A 21353-nucleotide genomic window follows, 5' to 3' on the forward strand; every position below is an offset into this window, starting at 1 on the left:
CGGCCGCTAAGCGACTCGCCAGTAGGCGGCCTAGAATCCGCAGGATGAGTGCCTGGGTGTTGCGCGGACTCGGGATGGCGGTGCTGCACGGCGCGGCCATCACCCTGCTGGCCAAGTACGCGGTCTACCACCCCACGGACCAGACGCTGGTCATCTCGATCGCCCTCGCCGTCCTCGTCGGGGCCGCCGCGCTGTGGAGCGCTCTGGACGCCTGGCGCGACCTGCCCGAGCGCGGGAAAGTCTGGTTCATCTCGGCGCTGATCGCGGGCCCGGTCGCCGGGATCCTGTACGTCATCGGGCGCGCGGTGTTCGTGGACCAGACGGGCGTTTCCGAACTGGGCGGCGCACTGACGGGCGGCGCCGCGTTCTCGGCGTTGCTGGTGCTGATCCCGGCCGGGCTGGGGTTGTTCGTCGGCGGGCGTATCGGTGGCCGCACGCAGCCTGAGGACGCCGAGTCCGACGCGGTCGAGCCCGCTGCCGCTTCCCGCCGCGTTCGATCCGGTCGCGCTGGATCCGCCGATGCCGAACCGGTCGTCGCTCGCTCCGGCCGCTCGCGGCCAGACGAGTCCGCCGACGCTCCCCGCCGCCCGCGGCCGGGCCGCGGTCGACCTGGCGATGCAGAAGCCGAGACCACGCAATTCAGCCGTGTCCCAGCCGATTCCGCCGAGTCCGGCAGCGCGCCTCGCCTCTCTCGGCTCAGCCGGGGCCGCCGTGGCGAGGCAAGCACCACTGAGTCCGGTGCTGCCGAATCCGCGGGCACGCAAGCCAGCCGCCCACGGCCCGGCCACCAAGGCGAGGCAGACCCCAGCACCATCGAATCCGGTGCTGCCGAAACCGCCGATGCTCAAGCCGGGCGACCCAGCCGCGGCCGCCCCGGCGAGGCAGACGCCAGCACCACTGAACCCGGCACTACCGAGTCCGCCAATGCTCAGGCCGGGCGGCCCCGTCCCGGGAGGGCCCGGCTCGGCCGTCCGCAACCCGGCGTTGCGCCGTCTCGCCGGGTTCAGCCGCCGAGTGAAGGGCCCGGCGCGTAGCCGTCCCACTGCGCCGTCGTGACGGTGTGCGGTGGTGAGCCGTTGTTCAGCGCCACGCCGCCGTCCGGTACCCGCCACAGGCGGTGGTCGTCGAGGACCAGCGCGAACCCGCGTCCCGGTGTCTGCACCGCTTCGGCGCCCGAGCCGAGCCGCGCCGCGACCGGCAGCACCGCCACCGCGGGCGGCGCCTTGTCCAGCAGCTCGCCGGCCAGCGAAAGCGCCACCACGCGCCGGTCGACCCGCACCCGCTTCCCGGCCCGGACCAGGTCCATCGTCCGTTCCGGGGACGGCATGGTGACGCCGTCGAACGTCGCGGCCACCCGGCCGGGATTCCCGCAGGCCTGGCTGCCGAGCAGGTCGAGACCGTAGTGCCGCAGGCCGGTCGGCGCGGCCGCCCCGCCGATCGCGGTGGCGCGCACGACGTCGAACGGCACCCGGTCGCACGGGTCGGCCGTCGACAACGGCGCGTGACCGTCCGAGCGGCGGACCAGGCCCGGCCCTTCCTTCCACGGCCCGGCGATCACGACCGGCTGGAACGGGTGCTCGGTGAAGTCGGCCGTCCAGAAGGTGAGCGTGGTGCCGTCGTCGGTCTCGTGCGCGATGACCCACGCGTCGAGCGCGCCGGCCCACATCAGGTCCGCGCTGAAGCCGTCGACCACCGAGCGCGTGCGCGGGGTGGCGGTCGACGCCACCGGCACGAATCCGCCGACGTCAAGCGCCTGCACCCCGGCGGCGAACGCCGGGTCGTGCGAGCGGAGCACGAACTGCCCGGCGCCGTTCCAGCCCGCGGCGCGGCCGGTGGTGTCGGTGAACATCAGGTAGAACCAGCCGTCGAGGTAGACGGCCGAGGGCTGGCCGGCGCCGTAGACGTTGGCGCGGTGCACATCGTGCGATGGCCCGAGGATCGGTTTCCCGCCGGCCGCGCGGGTCCAGTGGACGCCGTCGGGGCTGGTCGCGAGCCCGACGGCGTTGCCGAGCGCGTGGTCGCCCGCCGCGCCGGTGTAGTACAGGTAGTAAGTCGAGCCGACGCGCAGCACCGACGGGTCGCAGGTGTGCATGCCGTCGAAGTTCCCGGGCGCACCGGAGAAGACGGCGGCCGGGATGCCGCCGCCGGGCCCGGTGAACGGGCCGTCCATGGACTGCGCCTGGGCGTAGAGGATGTCGTCGCCGGGCGGGCCGGCGCCGCCGTACTGGCTGCACCACCACATCCGGGTCTGCCCGCGGTCGAGCATCACGGTGGGCCCGTAGTTGTAGACGGCATCCGCGCCCCCGGCGGCGATCACACCGCCACTCTGCCGGGGGTCACCCGAAGCGAGCTTGACATCGGTGGGCCGGGACGGATCGGCGGTCTGACCCCCCGCGATGGCGGGCTTGTCCCCGGCGGCTTGAGGCTGGGCGTAACCCTCGGTACAGCCCGCGAGCAGGAGCCCGGCCAGCACGCCGGCGAGAAGGGCACGAGCGGGTCGCCGACCCCCACGACGAAACGGGCTCACGACGCCGAAGTGTAGCGAGACCCAACCCACCCGAGTGAGGACACTCCCCGTCGACGGTCCCCCGATCGCGGCCGGTTGACGCTTGAAGATCGTTAGTCACAAGGCTCTCGCCAGCGGTTTTCGATCACCGGCCCGCGGACGGCCGCCGGTCCGGCCAGGTCACGACGCTCGATCGGCGGGCCCATCGACCGGACCGGCCTCGCCGATGTGCGACGCCTTTGGCAGACCATCTTGTCCCCGGGCTCGATGGGCGGGCATTCGCCACTTGTCCCAGCGGAGTCAAGCACCGGGCGGACGGCTGTCCCGGCCTTAAAGCGAGGTCGATTCCCTCGGCCGGCGGCCTTCGTCGCCAGCTCGGCCGAGCAGTTACCTTGGCCGGCGGGTTCGTCATCTTGCCGTCCACGACACCCGGCCGCCCGCGGTACCTGGCCGACAGAGCCACTTCCCTGGCCCGCGGCCGTCGCCGCCCCAATCACCTCCCTCGGCAGGCAGCTTCGTCGCCTGCTCCGCCGAGCCACCTCCTTGGCTGGCGACATCCGTCGTCAACCCGAGCCGCTTCCCTTGGTCGAAGGCCGTCATCGCCTGCCCAGCCGAGCCACTTCCTCGGCCGACGGCATCCGTCGCCAGCCCGAGCTATTTTCTCTGTTCGCGCTGAACCGGCCGCCCGCGCTTGGGCCCGCCCGCCGCTTCAAGCGGCCCGCCGCTCTTGACCGGCGGCCTTCATCGCGTGCCGGAGCCGCGCCACTTACTTTGGCCAGCGGGCTCGCCATCTGACCCGCCCGCGGCACCCCGGCCGCCTGCGGCACCTGGCCGACCGAGCCACTCCCCTGCCCGGCGGCCGTCGCCGGCACAGGTCACTTCCCTTGGCCGGCGGGGGTTTGCCATCTGACCGCGCGCGGCACCCGGGCGCCTGGCGGCCCGGGTGGCTGGGTCAGGTTCGCTTGGGCTGTGGGCCTTCGATCGCGACCAGTTCGACCTCGAAACCGGCGTTGTTCTCCAGGTAGGCCGCGTAGTGGGCGTCGCCGCCCGCGTGTGGGTAGCGGTCCTCGAACAGCGGGCTCCAGCCGTGGTCGGGTGCGCGGGCCGCCAAGGCGTCTACCAGTTTGCGGGTGTCCACGTGCAGTGCCAGGTGGTTCAAGCCGGGGTGGGTGCGCTCGTGGTCCGGCGCGCTCATGGCGGGTGATGCCTCGACCACCAGGTACGTGGCACCCAGGCGCCAGCTGACTCCGGCGGGCCAGCGCTGGAACTCGCGCCAGCCCAGTTCGGCCAGGAGCCAGCCCCAGCTTCGCTCGGCCGCCCCCAGGTCCGGTACCCACAGTTCGATGTGGTGCGGGCGCCCGTGGGTGGCGGGCAGCGCGACCAGCACGCGGTGCAGGTCGCCGTAGTGGACGCCGCTGCCGACGTCGAGGAAACCCAAGCGCCCGGCCACTTTCCGGCTCGCCGCGTTGTTCTCGTGCACCAGTGCCCAGACCGCGGGCAGGCCGAGGCCGTCGAGCCCGTGGTCCAGCACCGCGCGAGCGGCCTCGGACGCGAGGCCCTGCCCGGCGTGCGCGCTCGCGACGTAGTAGCCCAGCTCGGGCACGCCGCCCGGTAGTTCGGACGACGGGCGCAGGTGCGCGACGCCGATGACCTCGCCGTCGCGCTCGATCACCCAGTGGCCCTGGCCGGCCGGGCCGTCGTAGGCCAGGCGGCGGTCCACCATCTCGCTCGCCGCGGCCGGGTCGGAGAAGTCCGCGGCGAAGTAGCGGCTCATCTCCGGGTCGGAGAACACCTTCACGACGCTCTCGCGGTCGGCTTCGACCAGCGGACGCAGGGTGAGCCGCGCGGTGGTCAGCGTCGGCAGGCTCATGCCGGGTGGGCGGCGAGCCAGCGCAACGCCAACGGGTAGCCGTCGACGCCGAGGCCCGCGATCACCGCCGTCGCGATGTCCGACAGCACGCTGTGGTGCCGGAACGCCTCGCGCTTGTGGACGTTCGAGATGTGCAGCTCGATCAGCGGCGCGGACAGCTGCGCGGCGGCGTCGCGCACCGCGATCGAGTAGTGCGTCCAGGCGCCGGCGTTGAGGACCACCGGGTGGCCGCCGTCGGCGGCCTCGTGCAGCCAGCCGACCAGTTCGCCTTCGTGGTCGGTCTGCCGGACCTCGACCTCGATCCCGAGCTCCTCGCCGGCTTTCACGCACAGCGCCGCGAGGTCGTCGTGAGTCGTCGAGCCGTAGACCGACGGCTCGCGCTTGCCGAGGCGCCCGAGGTTGGGGCCGTTGAACACGAACGCCTTCACAGCAGCACGCTCCCGCTGTTCTTCGGGGTGTCCGCGGCGATCGCCGAGTACGCGGCGGCGAGCAGCGACGGGTCCGGGCCCTCGAGCCGGCCGGGCTTGCCGAGGCCGTCGAGGACGACGAACCGCAGCACGCCGGAGCGGGTTTTCTTGTCGCCCTTCATGGTTTCCAGCAGCTGGGACAGCGCGTCGGCGTCGTACGTCGTCGGCAGCCCGAGCAGTTTCAGGACGGCCGCGTGCCGCTCCGCCGTGGCGTCGTCGAGCCGCCCGGCCAGCCGGGCCAGCTCGGCGGCGAACACCAAGCCGACGCTCACCGCGGCGCCGTGGCGCCACCGGTACCGCTCGCGGCGTTCGATGGCGTGACCGAGCGTGTGGCCGTAGTTGAGGATCTCGCGGAGGTCGGACTCGCGCAGGTCGGCGGCCACGACGTCGGCCTTGACCTGGATGGACCGGCGGACCAGCTCGGCCAGCACGTCGCCGGTCGCGTCGAGCGCCGCTGCCGGGTCGGCCTCGATCAGCTCGAGGATCCGCGGGTCGGCGATGAAGCCGGTCTTGACGACCTCCGCCATCCCGGCGACCAGCTCGTTCGGCGGCAGCGTCTCCAGCGTCGCCAGGTCGACGAACACCGCGCTCGGCTCGTGGAACACCCCGACGAGGTTCTTGCCCGCCTCGGTGTTGATGCCGGTCTTGCCGCCGACGGCGGCGTCGACCATGCCCAGCAGCGTCGTCGGCACGTTGACCAGCCGGACGCCGCGCATCCAGGTGCCCGCGACGAACCCGGCGAGGTCGGTGACCGCGCCGCCGCCGAGGCCGACGACGACACCGCGCCGGTCCAGCCCCATCCGGCCGAGCACCTCCCAGCAGAAGCTGGCGACGGTGAGGGCCTTGCCGTCCTCGGCGTCCGGGATTTCCACGCGGTGCGCGTCGAGGCCGGCCGCGACCAGCTCCTCGCGGATGGCCTCGGCGGTGGTGGTCAGCGTCGGCGGGTGGATCAGCGCGATCTTGGAGGCGTCGGCCAGCTGCGCGGTGAGCTCGCCGAGCAGGCCGCGCCCGACCACGACGTCGTAGGGGCGGGCGGTGGCGACGGTGATGCGCACCGGTTCGGACACGGGTGACTCACTCCTTGGCTTCGGCGGGGACGACGAGCCCCGCGGCGAGGTCCGCGACGATCTCGGCGGGGGTCCGGTCGTCGGTGACGACCTCGACGGTGGCGACCTCGCGGTAGACCGGCACGCGCTCGTCGAGCAGTTTCTTGAACGTGGCGCGGGGGTTCACCCCGGCCAGCAGCGGCCGCGCGCTCGACAGCCCGGTGCGCTGCACCCCGGCGGCGAGGCCGACGTTGAGGAACACGACGGTGTGCGCGGCCAGCCGGGCGCGGGTGCCCGGCGTGAGCGGCGCGCCGCCGCCGAGCGAGAGCACTCCGCTGTGCTCCGCCAGCGCGGTGGTGACCGCTTCCTCTTCCAGCGCGCGGAAAGCGGCTTCGCCGTCTTCGGCGAAGATGTCGGAGATGCTGCGCCCGGTGCGGGCGACGATGTCGGCGTCGCTGTCCCGGAAGACCAGGCCGAGCGTCTCCGCCAGCAGCGGCCCGACGGTGCTCTTGCCCGAGCCCGGCGGGCCGACGATGACCGCGCGCGGGCTCACCAGCGCTCCTCGAGGGCCTTCAGGTACGCCTCGGCGTTGCGCTTGCTCTCGATCAGCGAGTCGCCGCCGAACTTCTCGAGCGCGGCGTCCGCGAGGATCAGCGCCACCACGGACTCCAGCACGACGCCGGCGCGCGGCACCGCGCAGACGTCGGAGCGCTGGTGGATGGCGACCGCGGGCTCGCCCGTCCGGACGTCCACAGTGGACAGTGCCTTGGGGACGGTCGAGATCGGCTTCATCGCGACGCGCACGCGCAGCGGCTCGCCGTTGGTGATGCCGCCCTCCAGGCCGCCCGCGCGGTTGGACCGGCGGGTGACGCCGACCGGGCCGGAGCCGCGGTCGATCTCGTCGTGCGCCTGGCTGCCCCAGCGGCGGGCGGTGGTGAAGCCGTCGCCGACCTCGACGCCCTTCATCGCCTGGACGCCCATCAGCGCGCCGGCCAGCCGCGCGTCGAGCCGGCGGTCCCAGTGGACGTGCGAGCCGAGGCCCGGCGGCAGGCCGTAGGCGATGACCTCGATCACGCCGCCGACGGTGTCGCCCGCCTTCCGCACGGCGTCGACCTCGGCGACCATCGCGTCGGTGCCTTCCTGGCTGAAGGCGCGCACCGGGCTCTCGTCGATGGCGGGCAGGTCCGCGGCGACCGGCAGCGGGCCTTCGGGTGCGTCCGCGCCGCCGATGGACACGACGTGGCTGAGGATCTCGACGCCCAGCAGCTGCCGCAGGTAGTTCCGCGCGACGGTGCCCAGCGCGGTCCGCGACGCGGTCTCGCGCGCGCTCGCCCGCTCCAGGACCGGGCGCGCCTCGTCGAAGCCGTACTTCTGCATGCCCGGCAGGTCCGCGTGGCCCGGCCGCGGCCGGGTGAGCGGTTCGTTTCGGGCGAGTCCTTCGAGGATCTCCGGGTCGACCGGGTCGGCCGCCATGACCTGTTCCCACTTGGGCCACTCGGCGTTTTCGATCTGCACGGCGATCGGGCCGCCCTGGGTGCGCCCGTGGCGGACGCCGCCGAGGAAGGCGATGTGGTCGGTCTCGAAGCCCATCCGCGGGCTGCGCCCGAAACCGAGCCGGCGGCGGGCCAGCTGCCCGGTGACGTCGGCGGTGGTGACCTCCACCCCGGCGGGCATGCCTTCGAGCACGGCGGCCAGCGCGGGTCCGTGCGATTCACCTGCGGTGATCCAGCGCAACATGTCCTCAATCCTGTCACGGGCGCCGAGGGGACCGGAGCAGCGCCCCGGCCCCTCCGGCAGAGACAGCAGGAAGGGACAAGCGCACACATCCGGACGGCGGATGGCCACTCCGCCGAAGGGTTGCCGCGGCGGGGTGCGGGACGGGTGGCGTGACCCCGTCACGACGCAAGCGGGAAGAACACGCACAGCCAGGCCCCGGGCGAGGAGGCCAGGGACGCGGGCCTGCCGACACCGCGAGCGTCGCCAGACCACGGCAAGCAGCCGGGCCGTCACAACGCGAGCGGGAACAGCACACACAGCCACGCCGCGGCGAGGAGGGCCGGTCCGTGCGGGACGCGGTCCTTCCGGCTGACAGCCGCAATGGCGAGGGTGATCAGCGCGGCCGCGAGCGTCGCCAGGATCAGGGCGGGCCAGCCCGCCGCGCCCAGGACGGCACCCAAGCTGCCGGACAGTTTCACGTCGCCCGCGCCGAGGCCGGCCGGGGCGAAGTGGTGGATCGCCGCGTGTGCGCCGCCGAACAGGAGTGCGCCCACCGCCGCTCGGATGGCGAGCGACGGTCCGCCGCCGCCCAGGGCGGCCGCGCCGATCGCGGCGCCGAAGAGGGGGTACGCGGGCAGGGTCAGCACGTCGGGGAGCCTGAGGTGGCGCAGGTCGGCGAGGGCCAGCGGGACCGCGAAGACGGTCAGCAGTGCAGGGACCGGGAGCCACCAGCCGGGCCAGCCGTCGGTCAGCCAGCGGACGGCGACGGCCGTGGCGCCGAGGGTGGTCAGACCGGCGGCGGTGACGACCGGGATCGGGGCGGCCGCTCGCCTCAGGGCCCAGGCCGCGATCGGCGCGGAGATTGCGGTGGCTGCGACTAGGAAGAAGATCACCTCACCAGCCTGCTGCGGGCGAGTTGACCAGGGCAAATGCCGGGCGTCACGAACGGTCCGTTCGCGACGCTTTGGCGGTGGTTTCACTCCTGTGGGCGACAGCTTGGGCACGGCGGCACAGGTCGCGGGTCGTGAGTGGTAATTCGGGTTCTAACCCGAATTACCACTCACGACCGGCGAAACGGACGGGCGAGAGAGTGCCGGAGGTTGTGGCTGGGTTGGGCCGATGCTCAGAAGGCCTGCGAAGCACTCACGGTGTTTTCGGAAGCTGCGAACGGCCGAGGGAGCGGCCGATCGAAGCGAGCGTTTGAGCTGCCCGAGCCTGCTGGTGACAGGGCCGGGCGATCGGGTGCGGCAGAACAACGCGACCGGGTCGGCAGGAAGTGCGGAGGCCAGGTGCGGCCGGGCTGTGCCTGGGTGGCCGGACCGGTGTGACCGCACCGGATGGCGGGCCGAAAGCCCGAAACCCCTGCGGAAGGTGGCTCATCCGGGACCCCCTGCGTCCCGGATGAGCCACCGAAGCCTCACGAGCTCACAAACTCAGCCGCAGCAACGCTCGTCCGCTTCCACCGCGGACCTCCAGCGCCGCCATGTCCGGGGTCTTCAACGCCGTGCCCACCACGATGCGGGCCGTGTTGTCCGGCAGGGCCTTCCACGTTGCCAGCTGCGTCTCCTTGCCGTCGCGGCCGATGGCCACCAAGGCGTAGTCGCCGCCGCTGTGGCCGCCCGTGTAGCTGCACGACATGTCGACTTCGGTGCCCCACTCGTGGACGCCCAGGCGTGCGTCGGCGCGGACCGGGAACTGGCCCAGGGCCGTCAGCGCCAGCGGCTGCGGGCCGAGGCCGGGAGCCGGAGCGGCAGGCGCGGGTAATGCCGCCACCACTCCCAGCGCCACGCACGCCGCCACCGCCACCGCGGCCGACAGGGACGTCACCGCGTTGCGGATGCGGCGGCCGCGGCGTACCCGCTTCAGCACCGACGACAGCAGGTCCGGCGGTGGCGGACCGGCGTCCACTACCGCGCTGACCTGCGGTGGGCCGCTCTGGGCCAGCAGCCCCGGCAGGCCCGCCAGCTCGCGCACCGCGGCCGCGCAGCGCTCGCAGCCGCGCAGGTGCTGCTCGAAGCGCTGGCGGTCCTCGGGGGACAGCGCCCCGAGCACGTACGCGGCGTCGAACGTCGCGAACGGGTCTTCACTCACTGGGTCACCCCCCTCTCCTCGAGCACCAGGCGCAGCGCGCGCAACGCGTAGTGCGTGCGCGACTTGACCGTCCCCTCGGCCACCCCCAGCCGCACCGCCGCGTCCGCGACCGAATACCCCTGGAAGTAGCACAGCACCAGCACCTCGCGGTGCCGTTCCGAGAGCTCCGCAAGCGCCTCGGCGACCAGCCAGCCCTGCACGGCGCGGTCGGTGCCGTCCGCGACGGCCCGCTCCGGCGGCTGGTCGGTCATCACCTCCGAGCGCGCCGACGCCGAGCGCCAGCCGTCGATGGCGATCCGCCGCGCGACCGTGAACAGCCAAGCCCGCGCCGAGCCCTGGGACTGGTCCAGCACCGTCGTCGACCGCCAGGCCCGCAGCAGCGTCTCCTGGACGACGTCCTCGGCGCGGATCCGGTCCCCGGAGGTCAGGTGGAGCGCGTACGACCACAGCGCGGCCGCGTGCTCCTCGTGCAGCGCGCGCATCAGCGCGTCCTCCGCGACTTCGCCCACGGGGTCAGACCGCGACTTTGCGCCGGTCCTTCACGACCATCAGCGCCAGCCCGCCGATGATGCAGATCACCTCGGTGATCACGCCCCAGTACTCCGGCTGGCTGTTGAACTGGTCGTGGTTGCCGGCGAAGCCGACCGTCGCGGCCAGCACGTACGCACCGAGCGTCAGCGCCCCGAAACCGAACGCGCCCAGCGCGGGCAGCCAGTGCCGCCAGGCCAGCACGGCGATCGCGAGCACCAGCCCGGCGATCGCGTCCAGCAGGAACAGCGGGCCGACGATGCCCGGGTAGTCCTCCGTCCACAGCACGTAGTGCACACCCGCCGAACCCAGCAGCGCCACCGCCGTGACGATCCGCAGAACCCAACCCACCATGATCGTTCCTCCGCTCCACACCCACTCGGGTAATACACGGAACAGGGGGCGTTCCGGTTCACCCGCCCCGGTGGGAATTGAACCGAAGCGATGTCGATCTCGTTTAAGAGGCATGACTGCCGAACTGCACTCCCGCCGCACCGTCCTCACCACCGGTGCCACAGTCGCCGGTGTCGCCGTGGGCGCCGTCGCGCTTTCCGCCTGCGGATCCTCGGACGACTCGAAGTCGGGAACCGCTCAGGCGCCCATCGCCGCAGGTACCCCGCTCGTGGCGCTCACCGACGTCCCGGTCGGCCAGGCCAAGGCGGCCAAGGCGCCGGACGGCTCCGACGTGATCGTGGCCCGCACCTCCGACTCGGCCGTCGCCGCGTTCAGCGCGATCTGCACGCACCAGGGCTGCACCGTCGCGCCGAAGGGCGCCGACCTGGTCTGCCCGTGCCACGGCTCGGTGTTCAACGCCCTCACCGGCGAGGTCAAGCAGGGACCGGCGAACAAGCCGCTGCCGGCCGTCGCGGTGAAGGTCGAGAACGGGAAGGTCGTCACCGGCTGACGGGCCGGGAGACAGCGAAGGGCCCTTGTGGACGGTGATCGTCCACAAGGGCCCTCCGTGTGACAAAACCGACTCAGGCGTCCCAGGCGAACAGGCGCTCGCCCGCCGTGACGTCGCGGTCGCCGTCCAAACCGGACAGCACCTCCGCGCCGGCGTCCAGCGCGACGACGGGCACGATCGCCGAGTAGCCCGCCGCGGTCACCGCCTCCGGGTCCCAGCTGACGATCGGCTGCCCGGCCCGCACCTGCTCGTCCTTGACGACGTGCAGCGTGAAGCCCTCGCCCTTCTCCTTCACCGTGTCGATCCCCAGGTGCACGAGCACGGCCTGGCCGTCGTCGGTCTGGACGACGAAGGCGTGCGGGTGCAGCGTCTTGATCGTGCCGTCGACCGGCGAAACCGCGTCCGCACGGCCACCCGTCGGCTGGACGGCGATGCCCGGACCCACCATGGCCTGCGCGAACACCGGGTCCGGGACCTCGGTGATCGCCACCACGTGCCCGGCGACCGGGCTGAGGATCTCCAGGGTCACAGCAGGTCCTCGATGTCGCTGGCGATCGTGTCCGCCTCCGGCCCGACGATCACCTGCAGCGCCGTGCTCCCCATCTTGACGACGCCCATCGCGCCGGCCTTCTTCAGGGCCGCCTCGTCGACGAGGCCCATGTCCTCGACCTCGCACCGCAGCCGTGTGATGCAGCCCTCGACCTCGGTGAGATTGCCCGCGCCGCCGAGTGCCGCGAGGATCTTTTCCGGCCTGTCATCCGCCATCGCGGTCTCCTTGTTCACTGTTTGTTCCCAACCTGACGCGAACCGCGTGTCCACCTGTACTACGCCGTTCGTCGGCATGCACGCCGCCGCGGGCCACGAACGGATAACGGTGGGTTGACACCCGTCCGCGCGGCGGAGCATCCTGCCCCATCAGATCATTGGTCTAGACCGGAACGTACCAATGTTCCGGACCGGACGCGAGCACCGGTCCCCGGGGACCGAGAACGAGGAGGGTGACGCCGATGAGCGCGGCCGCGCACGTCCCGCCACCCGACCGGGTCGTCAACGGGCCCACGCCCAAGCACGCCCAGCTGCGGGAGATCCTCCGCCGCACGGTGGAGCGCGAGCTCCCGCCGGGCGCGCCGATCCCGTCGGAACGCGAGCTGGCGCAGCGCTACGGCGTGTCGCGGCTCACGGTCCGGTCGGCGATCGGCAAGCTGGTCGAGGAGGGCCTGCTCGCCCGGGTCCGCGGCAAGGGCACCTTCACCGCGGCCCGGCGGATGGAACTGCAGCTCTACCTGATGTCGTTCACCGACGACATGCGGCGGCGGGGGCTGACCCCGACGACCGAGGTGGTCTCCGCGGCCACCGAGGTCCCACCCACCGCCTCCGCGCACGCCCTCGGCCTGGCCGAGGGCGCAACCGCACACCACCTCGTGCGGTTGCGCCACGCCGACGGCGTACCCCTCGCCGTCGAACGCGGCTGGTACCACGCGGGCCGGGCTCCCGGCCTGCTCGAGCTCGACCTGACCCAGTCGCTCTACGCGCAGCTGGCCGAGACGTACGACGTGCGTCCCGACCAGGCGTGGCAGACGGTCTGGGCCGAAGGAGCGGACCGCGAGACGGCCCGGCTGCTCGGCATGCGCGCCGGCAGTCCCCTGCTCGTGTTCCGCCGGGTCTCCAGCGCGAACGGCGACCCGATCGAAGACATCACGTCCTGGTACCGGGGAGATCACTACCAGGTGACCATGCAGTTGGACCGGAACACCCCGGAATCCGGTACCCCACCCCACTATGGAGGTTCCTGATGAGCTCCACCACCGCGGAAGGGGCGACGAAGAAGAGCGGCAGCGGTCTTGCCGGTCTTCAGCGCTTCGGCCGTAGCCTCATGCTCCCGATCGCCGTGCTCCCGGCGGCAGGGATCCTGCTGCGTTTCGGGCAGGACGACATGCTCGGCAAGGACGGCCTGGGCTGGAACAAGGTCGCCTCGGTGCTGGGCGCCGCGGGTGGCACGCTGTTCAACTGGCTGCCCCTGCTGTTCGCGGTCGGCATCGCCGTCGGCTTCGCCCGCAAGGGTGACGGCTCGACCGCCGTCGCCGCCGTTGTCGGCTTCTTCGTCTTCAGCGCCGTCATCCAGGTGTTCGCCCCGCTGACCGACCTCCCCGGTTACAAGGCCGGTGCGACCGAGCTCGCGCCGATCAAGTGGCCCTACTCCGTACTCGCCGGCGTCGTCGTCGGCATCGTGGCGGCGTTGCTGTGGCAGCGTTATCACCGCATCAAGCTGCCGGCCTACTTGGCGTTCTTCGGCGGCCGCCGGTTCGTCCCGATCATCACCGCGCTGGTCATGGTGATCCTCGGCGTGATCTTCGGCCTGGTCTTCCACTGGGTCGACCAGGGCATCCAGGCCGCCGGTGACGCGGTCACCGCCTCCCCGATCGTGGGTGGCGGCATTTACGGCGCACTGAACCGGCTGCTGATCCCGGTCGGTCTGCACCAGCTGCTCAACGTGCCGGTGTGGTTCATCTTCGACGGCGGCGACATCAACAACTTCGTCGCGGGCAAGCTGTCGGCGGGTGCCTTCACCACGGGCTTCTTCCCGATCTTCATGTTCGCGCTGCCCGCCGCGGCCCTCGCCATCTGGCAGACGGCCCGTCCGGCGCAGAAGAAGGTCGTCGGCGGTGTGATGATCGCCGGCGCGCTGACCTCGTTCCTCACCGGTGTCACCGAGCCGATCGAGTTCTCGTTCATGTTCGTGGCGTGGCCGCTGTACCTGTTCCACGCGGTCATGACCGGCACCTCGCTGGCCCTCACGAACGCGCTGGGCATCCACCAGAGCTTCAACTTCTCGGCCGGCGCGATCGACTACCTGCTCAACTTCAACGCCCCGGCCGCGCAGAAGCCGTGGCTGCTGATCCCGATCGGGCTCGTCTACGCGGTGATCTACTACGTGGTGTTCCGCTTCGTGATCACCAAGTGGAACCTGCGCACGCCGGGTCGCGAGGACGAAGCCGTCCAGGCCGACCTCGATGCGACGGCCGCGAAGTAACATCGAGAACGACGTAACCCCGTAGCGAGAGGACGAACATGCCGGAGAAACGCGTCGCCGTCGCGAGCAAGGTGGGCCTGCACGCCAGGCCGGCCGCGCTGGTGGCGAAGGCGGCCGCGGCGCAGCCCGTCGCGGTGCAGATCGCCAAGGCCGGGGGAACCCCGGTGGCCGCCGGCAGCGTGCTCAACCTGATGACACTCGCCGCCGGATACGGTGACGAGGTCGTCATCAGCGCCGAGGGCGAGGGCGCCGAGGAGGCCGTGGAAGCGGTCGCCCAGCTGGTCGCCACCGACCTCGACGCCTGAGTAACACCCACCGCGAAGGCCCCCGCACCGGTCCCCGACACCGGTGCGGGGGCCTTCGCGGCGTTTCGTAGGGTGGACGCATGGAAAGCGTGCGCCTGATCGACGAGTGGCCGGTGGACAACGCCGCGACGGCGGTGGTGACCACCGGCGGGACCGTCGTGGGCCGCCACGGCGACACCACGCGGAAGTTCCGGCTGGCCTCGGTCAGCAAGCCGCTGACCGCCTACGCGGCGCTGATCGCGATCGAAGAGGGCGTCGTCGAGCTCGACACCCCGGCCGGCCCCGCGGGCTCGACCGTGCGGCACCTGCTGTCCCACACCTCCGGGCTCGCGTTCGACGCGCACAAGGCGATGGCCGCGCCGGGCACCCGCCGGCTCTACTCCAACGCCGGGTTCGAGCAGCTGGCCGACGCGCTGGCCGAGCACTCCGGCATCCCGTTCGCGCGGTACCAGGCCGAAGCCCTGTTCGGGCCGCTCGGCATGACCGGCACCACCCTCGACGGCTCGCCCGCGTCCGGCGCGGAGTCCACTGTGGACGACCTGGTCGCGTTCGCCGCCGAGCTGCAGGCGCCGAAGCTGCTCGACCCGGCCACCGTGGCCGAAGCGACGAACGTCGTCTTCCCCGGCCTTTCCGGTGTGCTGCCCGGGTTCGGCCACCAGAAACCCAACGACTGGGGCCTGGGCTTCGAGATCCGCGACCACAAGAGCCCGCACTGGACCGGCTCGGCGAGCTCGCCGCGGACCTTCGGGCACTTCGGGCAGTCGGGCACGTTCCTCTGGGTCGACCCGGACGCCGGCGCGGCCTGCGTCGCCCTGACCGACCGCGCCTTCGGGCCATGGGCCGCCGAGGTCTGGCCGCGCTACACCGACGCCGTGCTGGCGGACCTGGGCGCGTGAAACGGCTCCTCCTCGCGTCACTGCTCCTGCTCGCCGCCTGCAGCGCACCCGAAGCCGCGCCGGCCCCGTCGTCGACGCCGCAATCGACGACGGCCGACGCTCCCCCGGCGCTCGGCACCAACGGCGCCGCGGTGCCCACGCTGCGCTGGACGCCGTGCCACGGCGGTTTCCAGTGCTCGCCCGCGTCCGTGCCGCTGAGTTACCGCGAGCCGAAGGGCAAGGCGATCACGCTCTCGGTGATCCGGCTCCCGGCGAGCGACCCGTCGCGGCGGATCGGCTCGCTGTTCTTCAACTTCGGCGGCCCGGGCACCGACGGCGTCGGCGAACTGACGCGGTTCGCCGCGCGCTACCCCGACGAGCTGCGCGCCCGGTTCGACCTGGTGGGCTTCGACCCGCGCGGGATCGGCGGGTCGGCGCCGATCAGCTGTCCCGGCGCGGACCACCCGCCGGCGATCCCGTCGCCGTTGCGGCAGCCGGACGACTTCTTCGCGGCCAGTGCGGCGCCCGGGAAGGCGTGCGCGGCCGGCTCCGGCGACCTGCTGAGCCACCTCTCGACGGCGAACGTGGCGCGGGACATGGACTTGCTGCGCCAGGCCGTCGGCGATCCGGCGCTGAACTTCTACGGCTACTCCTACGGCACCTACCTCGGCGGCACGTACGCGAACCTGTTCCCGGACAAAGTCCGCGCGATGACCCTCGACGGCACGCTCGACCTGGTCGCGAACGCCACCGGGAAACCGGGGCAGGAGCAGCAGCCGGTCGACGTCCGCGCCGACGTCCCCGCCGCGCAGCAGCAGGAGTTGGACCAGTTCTTCACGGTGTGCGCCGCGGCCGGGCCGAAGTGCGCGTTCGCCGGCGGTGATCCGAAGGCGAAGTTCGCGGGCGTCTTCGCCCACGCGTCACGCGGGCCGGGCGTGTCCTCGCTGATGCGGACGATCGACAGCGCGTTGTACCAGTCCGGCCGGTGGAAGCGCCTGGCGGAAACCCTTTCCGCGCTTCCGGCGGACCCGGGCGCCGCCGCGCCGGTGCTCGACCCGTACGTGCCGACGCACTCCCCGAGCTTCCTGGCCGTCCAGTGCGTCGACAGCGACAACCCCGCGGCCCCGGCCGGCTACGCGGCGCTCGCGGCGAGCGAAAGCAAGCGGCAGCCGTACTTCGGGCTCGGCGCGGTGTTCTCGATGGCCCAGTGCGTCGGCTGGCCGGCCCACGACGCCGACCGGTACACCGGCCCGTGGAACCGGGCGCGCGAGAACCCGGTGCTGGTGCTGAACAACCGGTTCGACCCGGCGACCCCGCTGCACAACGCCCAGGCGACGGCGGCGGAACTGGGCGACGGCCGGGTCCTGGTGGTCGACGGCTACGGCCACACGTCCCTGGACGTCCACAGCGCCTGCGCCACGACGGCGGTGGTCCGGTACCTGACGGACCTGGCTGTGCCGACGGCGGGGACGAGCTGCGCCCCGGACACGGTGCCGTTCCCCTGACACCGCGGTCGTGAGTGAAAAACAGTGTTAGAACACTGTTTCTCACTCACGACCAACCCGCGCCGCGCGTTCAGCCGGATGGCCGCGCGGGGCAGGGTCCAACGGCCCTGCCCGGCGCGCGGGCCGGGTGGTGTCATCTAGGGGTGCGGGCCCGCCCGGGCCGGTGCGGGGACCTCGGGCCCCGGCGGGCCGCACGCTTTACTCCATGACGCGGATCGGGGTCCCCGCCTGGTAGGCCGCGATGTCCTCGACCGCGTCGCCGTAGAAGATCTCGTAGACCTCCCGCGTGACGAAGCCGATGTGCGGCGTCAGCGTCGCGTTCTCGAGCGTCCTCAGTGGATGGTCCGCCGGGAACGGCTCGGTGTCGTAGACGTCGATCGCCGCGCGGATCGCCTTGCGCCCCAACGCGTCGAGCAACGCCGCTTCGTCGACGATCGGGCCGCGCGAGGTGTTCACCAGCAGCGCGCCCGGCTTCATCGCCGCGATTTCGTCCGCGCCGACCAGACCGCGGCTGCGGTCGCTGAGCACGAGGTGGATCGACAGCACGTCCGAGCGGGCGAACAGGTCCTCTTTGGACACCGCGGTAACGCCGTGCGGCTCGGCCTTCTCCGGCGTCAGGTTCTGGCTCCAGGCGATGGTCTCCATCCCGAAGACCTGCCCGATCTTCGCCGCGCCCGCGCCGAGCCGGCCGAGGCCGAGCAGCCCAAGCGTCTTGCCGTGCAGCATGGTGCCGACACTCGTCTGCCAGCCGCCCTCGCGCATGGAGCGGAACTCCTGCGGCAGGTTGCGCGACGCCGCGAGGATCAGCGCCCACGTGTGCTCGGCCGTCGGCTCGCCGATGTAGCCGGTGGCGGTCACGACTACGCCGTTGCGCCGCGCCGCCGGGACATCGATGGCGGCGTTGCGCTTGCCGGTGCTGACGAGCAGCTTGAGGTCGGGCAGCCGGTCGAGGACCTCGGCGGTGAACCGGGTCCGCTCGCGCATCGCGACGACGGCTTCGAAGCCCTGCAACTGTTCGACGACGTCGTCCAGCGGCTCGGTGAAGACCGTGATGTCGGCCCCCAGTGAGTCCCAGTCCCCGAAGGTGAGGGCGACGTTCTGGTAGTCGTCGAGAATGGCGATCCGCATGATCTCACCGTAGCCCGGCGACGCTCTTCCGGCCGACGTGACCCCGCTCTCTTGAACGCGTTCAAAACAAGGCCTACAGTCTGTCTTGAACACGTTCAAAACTTGGAGGGACCATGGAACCCGTCGTTGTCGCCTACGCGCTCTACCTGCTGATCAGCATCCCGTTGACGGTGCTCGTCGCCCGGACGCTCAGCAAGCACGGCCGCACCTTCCTCACCCAGGTCTTCGAGGACAGCCCCGGCCTGGCCAACGCCGTCAACCAGCTGCTGGTCGTCGGCTTCTACCTGATCAGCCTCGGCTTCGTGACGCTCTTCCTGACCAGCCGGGCCGACGTCGGCACCGCCCGCCAGGTGTTCGAGGTGGTCTCGGTGAAGGTCGGCGTCGTCGCGCTCGTGCTCGGCGTGATGCACCTGTTCAACGTCCTGGTGTTCAACGGCATCCGCCGCCGCCACCTCGCCCCGAAGGCCGCTCCCGCACCGCAGCAGCCGGTGTTCGCCGGCCGGCCCGTGCCCTACCCCGGCGCGCCGGGCCCGCAGGTCCCGCCCTTCCCCGCGCCCTGACGTGCCCGCCGCTAACGTGCAGACCGTGCCGAAGAGCGAGGAAACGCGGTCCCTGATCGTCACCACCGCCATGCGGTTGTTCACCGAGAACGGGTACGACCGCACGACGATGCGCGCGATCGCCGCCGAGGCCGGGGTCTCGGTCGGGAACGCGTACTACTACTTCTCCTCGAAGGAACAGCTGATCCAGGGGTTCTACGACGAGATCGCGCGGCTGCACCTGGACGCTGCCCGCGCTCAGCTCGTGCACGAGACCCGCTTCGCCGACCGCTTGAAGACGGTCCTGCTGTGCTGGCTCGAGCTGGCCGAGCCCTACCACCGCTTCGGGACGCAGTTCTTCGTCAACGCGGCCGACCCGGAGTCCCCGCTGAGCCCGTTCAGCGAGGAGTCCTCGGCCGCCCGCACCGCCTCGATCGAGCTGATGCGCGAGGTCGTCGACGGCTCCGACGTCAAGCTCGACCCGGAGCTGCGGGCGCAGCTGCCCGAGCTGCTCTGGCTCTTCCAGATGGGCGTGGTGCTCTTCTGGGTGCACGACCGCTCGGCCGGTGAGAAGCGCAGCAGGATGCTGGTCGAGCGCAGTGTCCCGCTGCTCGCCCGGCTGGCCGCGCTCTCCCGGCTGCGGGTGTTCCGCCCCGTCAGCCGGGAGATCGTCGACCTGATCCAAGACCTGGCCAATCGGGACTGACCGCCCGGAAGTAGAGGAACCGCGGCTTCGTCCGCAGCTTCTTCGCCCACTTCGGGTCGGCTTCGTCGGCCTCGGGCACCGGCATCGGCTCGACCAGCCGGTCGACGGCGAACCCGGCGTCGCGGACCGCACCGAACATCCAGCTCAGCGGCCGCCGGTAGAACCGGACGGGGTGCGGGCGCCCGCCGAGCCCGAAGTCGTCTTCGAGCAGCTCGACCTCGAAGTAGTTCTCCTTGTCGAACCAGTGCCAGTCCTCGCCGGGGTGGTGCACCGAGAACACCAGCGCGCCCCCGGGCTTCAGGACCCGGCGGAACTCGGCCAGGGTGGCGTCCCAGTCCTTCAGGTAGTGCAGCACGAGCGACGCGGTGATCACGTCGATCGAGCCGTCCGCCAGGTCGAGCGGCCGGGAGACGTCGGCGTGCTCGAACCGCGCGATGTCACCGAACTTCTTGCGCGCGACGGCGACCATGCCCGTGCTGGCGTCGACGCCCACGACGTCGGCGCCCCGCTCGGCCAGCAGCGCGCTCAGGTGCCCGGCCGCGCAGCCGACGTCCAGCACGCGCTTGCCTTCGACTTCCCCGGCCAGCTCTACGATCGCGGGCCGGTCGTAGAGGGCGTTGGTGACGGACTTCCCGGCGTGCTCGGCGTAGGCCTCGCTGTAGCCGTCGTACTGCTCGGCGCGGGCGCGGCCGAGGATCTCCTCGACCACCTCGGTCTTGGCGTCGGCGTAGTTCTGGATGTACTTCCACTCCCGCGCGGCCAGCTCGCGCTTCTTCGCGGCGTAGAGCTCCAGCTCCTCCGGGTGCGACCGCAGGCGGTCGCGGAAGAGCCGGTAGCGCGCCGCCTGGCCGTTGCCCGGCGAGTACGTGTGCAGGTTGACGTTCGTGTCCGGGCCCTTGAAGCAGCGGTGCTTCTCCCAGTCCGGCTCGCGGATGACGAGCCGGTAGCCCGCACCTTCCAGCGCCGGGACGTAGGCGCTCTCGTCGTCGGAGTCCGGCACCTCGAGGTAGATGTCGACGCACGGCTTGGCGCACAGGCCGGGCACCGACGTCGACCCGACGTGTTCCAGGGCGAGCACCTGCTCCCCCAGCACGCCGCGGATCCGCTCGGCTTCGCGCTCGAAGGCCTCCGGCCACTCCGGGTCGTAGTCGACGAGCGTCACGGTCGAGTCGAGCTTGGGCGGCTCGCCGCCGACCCAGGCGCTCTCCAACTGGTCGTCGTTCAGCGCTTCTTGACTGGTCATTCCGGTAGACCCCCTTGTTCAAGGCAGTCGGCCAGAATATCAACCTGGGGCAAGCGGTTTACCCGATCGGCAGCGGCAGCAGGTTCCCGGTCGCTTCGCGCAGCGCGTCACGCATCGCCGCGCGCGGGGCCGGCCGGCCGGTGAAGTGCTCGGCCTGGCCGAACGCCTGGTGCAGCAGCATGTCCAGCCCGGTCGCGAGCTTGCCGCCGCGGACGGCGACGGCGTCGGCGAGCGGCGTCGGCCACGGGTGGTAGATGACGTCGAGCACGTGCGCGACGGCCGCGAGGTCGGCGACGTGCGCCGAGACGGCGTCCGGCGGGACGGTGTTCACCAGCACCGCGGCTTCGGCGGCCAGCGCCGCGAAGTCCGTTTCGGCCCACCGCAGCACCTCGACGTCGAGCGACGCCCGCTTCGCCGCGTCGAGGGTTTCGCCGGCCCGCGCGGGTTCCCGCACGACCAGCCGCACCTGACGCACACCCAGCGCCGCCAGCCCGACGACCGCCGCGGCCGCGGTACCGCCCGCGCCGAGCACGATCGCCGTGTCCGACGGCGACGGGCTGTACCCGCCCGCCGCGCGCAGGGCGCCGGTGACGCCCTCGACGTCGGTGCAGTCCGCGAGCCAGCCCTTCGCCGTGCGGACCAGCGTGTTGGCCGCGCCGACAGCGGCCGCGCGCGCCGTCACCTCGTCCGCGTGGTCGAGTGCCGCGCGCTTGCCCGGCATCGTGACCGAGAGCCCGGCCCACTCCGGGCCGAGGCCCTCGACCAGCGCCGGGAGCTCGTCGGCGGCCGTCTCGATGCGCTCGTAGGTCCAGCCGGTCAGGCCGAGCGCGGCGAACGCGGCGCCGTGCAGCACCGGGGACAGCGAGTGCGCCACCGGCTTGCCCAGCACGGCC

General features: G+C 72.1%; 23 protein-coding genes and 1 pseudogene. 9 read left to right on the forward strand and 15 right to left on the reverse strand.

What is annotated here, in order from left to right:
* Window positions 1–44: 44 nt before the first annotated feature.
* Window positions 45–491 (forward strand): annotated as a pseudogene (locus OG570_RS44915) (B-4DMT family transporter); the annotation flags it as partial.
* A 512-nt stretch (window positions 492–1003) separates the two neighbouring features.
* Here OG570_RS44915 and OG570_RS44920 read toward each other — a convergent pair.
* The 10 genes from OG570_RS44920 to OG570_RS44965 form a co-directional block, all read right to left on the reverse strand.
* The gene (locus OG570_RS44920) at window positions 1004–2317 is read right to left on the reverse strand and encodes a beta-xylosidase (RefSeq protein ID WP_247049131.1); all 1314 of its coding nucleotides are present in this window, start codon (window positions 2315–2317) and stop codon (window positions 1004–1006) included.
* A gap of 1141 nt (window positions 2318–3458) precedes the next feature.
* Window positions 3459–4376 carry a GNAT family N-acetyltransferase gene (locus OG570_RS44925; RefSeq protein ID WP_326954732.1) on the reverse strand — a complete coding sequence of 306 codons (918 nt, stop codon included), beginning with the start codon at window positions 4374–4376 and terminating at the stop codon, window positions 3459–3461.
* Window positions 4373–4804, reverse strand: coding sequence for a type II 3-dehydroquinate dehydratase (aroQ, locus tag OG570_RS44930; RefSeq protein ID WP_326954733.1), 432 nt, complete (start codon window positions 4802–4804; stop codon window positions 4373–4375). Before aroQ ends, OG570_RS44925 begins: the two co-directional genes overlap by 4 nt.
* Window positions 4801–5910, reverse strand: a complete 1110-nt coding sequence (gene aroB / locus OG570_RS44935; RefSeq protein ID WP_326954734.1) for a 3-dehydroquinate synthase — start codon at window positions 5908–5910, stop codon at window positions 4801–4803. Before aroB ends, aroQ begins: the two co-directional genes overlap by 4 nt.
* Window positions 5911–5917: 7 nt before the next feature.
* Entirely contained in the window at window positions 5918–6442 is a 525-nt protein-coding gene (locus tag OG570_RS44940; RefSeq protein ID WP_247049127.1) for a shikimate kinase, read from the reverse strand.
* The gene (gene aroC, locus OG570_RS44945) at window positions 6439–7626 is read right to left on the reverse strand and encodes a chorismate synthase (RefSeq protein ID WP_247049126.1); all 1188 of its coding nucleotides are present in this window, start codon (window positions 7624–7626) and stop codon (window positions 6439–6441) included. Before aroC ends, OG570_RS44940 begins: the two co-directional genes overlap by 4 nt.
* Window positions 7627–7895: 269 nt before the next feature.
* Window positions 7896–8498, reverse strand: coding sequence for an A24 family peptidase (locus OG570_RS44950; protein WP_326954735.1), 603 nt, complete (start codon window positions 8496–8498; stop codon window positions 7896–7898).
* Window positions 8499–9030: 532 nt separating this feature from the next.
* Window positions 9031–9696 (reverse strand): anti-sigma factor family protein, encoded by a 666-nt coding sequence (locus OG570_RS44955; RefSeq protein WP_326947795.1) that lies wholly within the window; start codon window positions 9694–9696, stop codon window positions 9031–9033.
* Window positions 9693–10205 (reverse strand): sigma-70 family RNA polymerase sigma factor, encoded by a 513-nt coding sequence (locus OG570_RS44960; protein WP_305879311.1) that lies wholly within the window; start codon window positions 10203–10205, stop codon window positions 9693–9695. Before OG570_RS44960 ends, OG570_RS44955 begins: the two co-directional genes overlap by 4 nt.
* Before the next feature lie 4 nt (window positions 10206–10209).
* Window positions 10210–10578: a hypothetical protein gene (locus tag OG570_RS44965; RefSeq protein WP_247049123.1), complete on the reverse strand. Its 369-nt coding sequence runs from the start codon at window positions 10576–10578 to the stop codon at window positions 10210–10212.
* Between the two features lie 112 nt (window positions 10579–10690).
* Here OG570_RS44965 and OG570_RS44970 point away from each other — a divergent pair, with 112 nt between their 5' ends.
* Window positions 10691–11128: a QcrA and Rieske domain-containing protein gene (locus OG570_RS44970; protein WP_326954736.1), complete on the forward strand. Its 438-nt coding sequence runs from the start codon at window positions 10691–10693 to the stop codon at window positions 11126–11128.
* Window positions 11129–11201: 73 nt separating this feature from the next.
* Here the strand turns inward: OG570_RS44970 and OG570_RS44975 are convergent, their stop codons facing one another.
* Window positions 11202–11657 (reverse strand): PTS sugar transporter subunit IIA, encoded by a 456-nt coding sequence (locus OG570_RS44975; RefSeq protein WP_326947793.1) that lies wholly within the window; start codon window positions 11655–11657, stop codon window positions 11202–11204.
* Window positions 11654–12034 (reverse strand): PTS glucose/sucrose transporter subunit IIB, encoded by a 381-nt coding sequence (locus OG570_RS44980; RefSeq protein ID WP_326954737.1) that lies wholly within the window; start codon window positions 12032–12034, stop codon window positions 11654–11656. Before OG570_RS44980 ends, OG570_RS44975 begins: the two co-directional genes overlap by 4 nt.
* A 101-nt stretch (window positions 12035–12135) precedes the next feature.
* Here OG570_RS44980 and OG570_RS44985 point away from each other — a divergent pair, with 101 nt between their 5' ends.
* The 5 genes from OG570_RS44985 (at window position 12136) to OG570_RS45005 (ending at window position 16844) form a co-directional block, all read left to right on the forward strand.
* Window positions 12136–12921: a GntR family transcriptional regulator gene (locus tag OG570_RS44985; protein ID WP_326954738.1), complete on the forward strand. Its 786-nt coding sequence runs from the start codon at window positions 12136–12138 to the stop codon at window positions 12919–12921.
* Complete coding sequence (locus tag OG570_RS44990; protein WP_326947792.1) at window positions 12921–14159, forward strand: PTS transporter subunit EIIC; 1239 nt, start codon at window positions 12921–12923, stop codon at window positions 14157–14159. Before OG570_RS44985 ends, OG570_RS44990 begins: the two co-directional genes overlap by 1 nt.
* Window positions 14160–14197: 38 nt before the next feature.
* Window positions 14198–14464 (forward strand): HPr family phosphocarrier protein, encoded by a 267-nt coding sequence (locus tag OG570_RS44995; RefSeq protein ID WP_247049117.1) that lies wholly within the window; start codon window positions 14198–14200, stop codon window positions 14462–14464.
* Between the two features lie 80 nt (window positions 14465–14544).
* Complete coding sequence (locus OG570_RS45000; protein WP_326954739.1) at window positions 14545–15360, forward strand: serine hydrolase domain-containing protein; 816 nt, start codon at window positions 14545–14547, stop codon at window positions 15358–15360.
* Window positions 15357–16844: an alpha/beta hydrolase gene (locus OG570_RS45005; RefSeq protein WP_326954740.1), complete on the forward strand. Its 1488-nt coding sequence runs from the start codon at window positions 15357–15359 to the stop codon at window positions 16842–16844. The genes OG570_RS45000 and OG570_RS45005 overlap by 4 nt, the downstream gene beginning before the upstream one ends.
* Window positions 16845–17042: 198 nt before the next feature.
* Here the strand turns inward: OG570_RS45005 and OG570_RS45010 are convergent, their stop codons facing one another.
* Window positions 17043–17972 (reverse strand): D-2-hydroxyacid dehydrogenase family protein, encoded by a 930-nt coding sequence (locus OG570_RS45010; RefSeq protein WP_326954741.1) that lies wholly within the window; start codon window positions 17970–17972, stop codon window positions 17043–17045.
* 113 nt (window positions 17973–18085) lie between these two features.
* Here OG570_RS45010 and OG570_RS45015 point away from each other — a divergent pair, with 113 nt between their 5' ends.
* Both OG570_RS45015 and OG570_RS45020 read left to right on the forward strand, forming a co-directional pair.
* The gene (locus OG570_RS45015) at window positions 18086–18532 is read left to right on the forward strand and encodes a hypothetical protein (protein WP_247049113.1); all 447 of its coding nucleotides are present in this window, start codon (window positions 18086–18088) and stop codon (window positions 18530–18532) included.
* Window positions 18533–18557: 25 nt separating this feature from the next.
* Window positions 18558–19217, forward strand: coding sequence for a TetR/AcrR family transcriptional regulator (locus OG570_RS45020; protein ID WP_326954742.1), 660 nt, complete (start codon window positions 18558–18560; stop codon window positions 19215–19217).
* Here OG570_RS45020 and OG570_RS45025 read toward each other — a convergent pair.
* Window positions 19168–20460, reverse strand: a complete 1293-nt coding sequence (locus OG570_RS45025; RefSeq protein WP_326954743.1) for a GrpB family protein — start codon at window positions 20458–20460, stop codon at window positions 19168–19170. The genes OG570_RS45020 and OG570_RS45025 overlap by 50 nt on opposite strands.
* A gap of 58 nt (window positions 20461–20518) precedes the next feature.
* Window positions 20519–21349, reverse strand: a complete 831-nt coding sequence (locus OG570_RS45030; RefSeq protein ID WP_326960335.1) for a shikimate dehydrogenase — start codon at window positions 21347–21349, stop codon at window positions 20519–20521.
* Between the last annotated feature and the right edge of the window lie 4 nt (window positions 21350–21353).

The organism is Amycolatopsis sp. NBC_01286, assembly GCF_035982555.1.
In the GTDB taxonomy this organism is placed as follows: Bacteria; Actinomycetota; Actinomycetes; order Mycobacteriales; family Pseudonocardiaceae; genus Amycolatopsis.

What these genes read in the sequence shown, in the direction of transcription:
- OG570_RS44995 (WP_247049117.1), top strand. Translation starts at nt 14,198, where the DNA reads ATGCCGGAGAAACGCGTCGCCGTCGCGAGCAAGGTGGGCCTGCACGCC.
- OG570_RS45010 (WP_326954741.1), bottom strand. Translation starts at nt 17,972, where the DNA reads ATGCGGATCGCCATTCTCGACGACTACCAGAACGTCGCCCTCACCTTC.
- OG570_RS45000 (WP_326954739.1), top strand. Translation starts at nt 14,545, where the DNA reads ATGGAAAGCGTGCGCCTGATCGACGAGTGGCCGGTGGACAACGCCGCG.
- OG570_RS44965 (WP_247049123.1), bottom strand. Translation starts at nt 10,578, where the DNA reads ATGGTGGGTTGGGTTCTGCGGATCGTCACGGCGGTGGCGCTGCTGGGT.
- aroC (WP_247049126.1), bottom strand. Translation starts at nt 7,626, where the DNA reads ATGTTGCGCTGGATCACCGCAGGTGAATCGCACGGACCCGCGCTGGCC.
- OG570_RS44925 (WP_326954732.1), bottom strand. Translation starts at nt 4,376, where the DNA reads ATGAGCCTGCCGACGCTGACCACCGCGCGGCTCACCCTGCGTCCGCTG.
- OG570_RS44980 (WP_326954737.1), bottom strand. Translation starts at nt 12,034, where the DNA reads ATGCTCCGCCGCGCGGACGGGTGTCAACCCACCGTTATCCGTTCGTGG.
- OG570_RS44990 (WP_326947792.1), top strand. Translation starts at nt 12,921, where the DNA reads ATGAGCTCCACCACCGCGGAAGGGGCGACGAAGAAGAGCGGCAGCGGT.
- OG570_RS45025 (WP_326954743.1), bottom strand. Translation starts at nt 20,460, where the DNA reads ATGACCAGTCAAGAAGCGCTGAACGACGACCAGTTGGAGAGCGCCTGG.
- OG570_RS44985 (WP_326954738.1), top strand. Translation starts at nt 12,136, where the DNA reads ATGAGCGCGGCCGCGCACGTCCCGCCACCCGACCGGGTCGTCAACGGG.
- OG570_RS44970 (WP_326954736.1), top strand. Translation starts at nt 10,691, where the DNA reads ATGACTGCCGAACTGCACTCCCGCCGCACCGTCCTCACCACCGGTGCC.
- OG570_RS45015 (WP_247049113.1), top strand. Translation starts at nt 18,086, where the DNA reads ATGGAACCCGTCGTTGTCGCCTACGCGCTCTACCTGCTGATCAGCATC.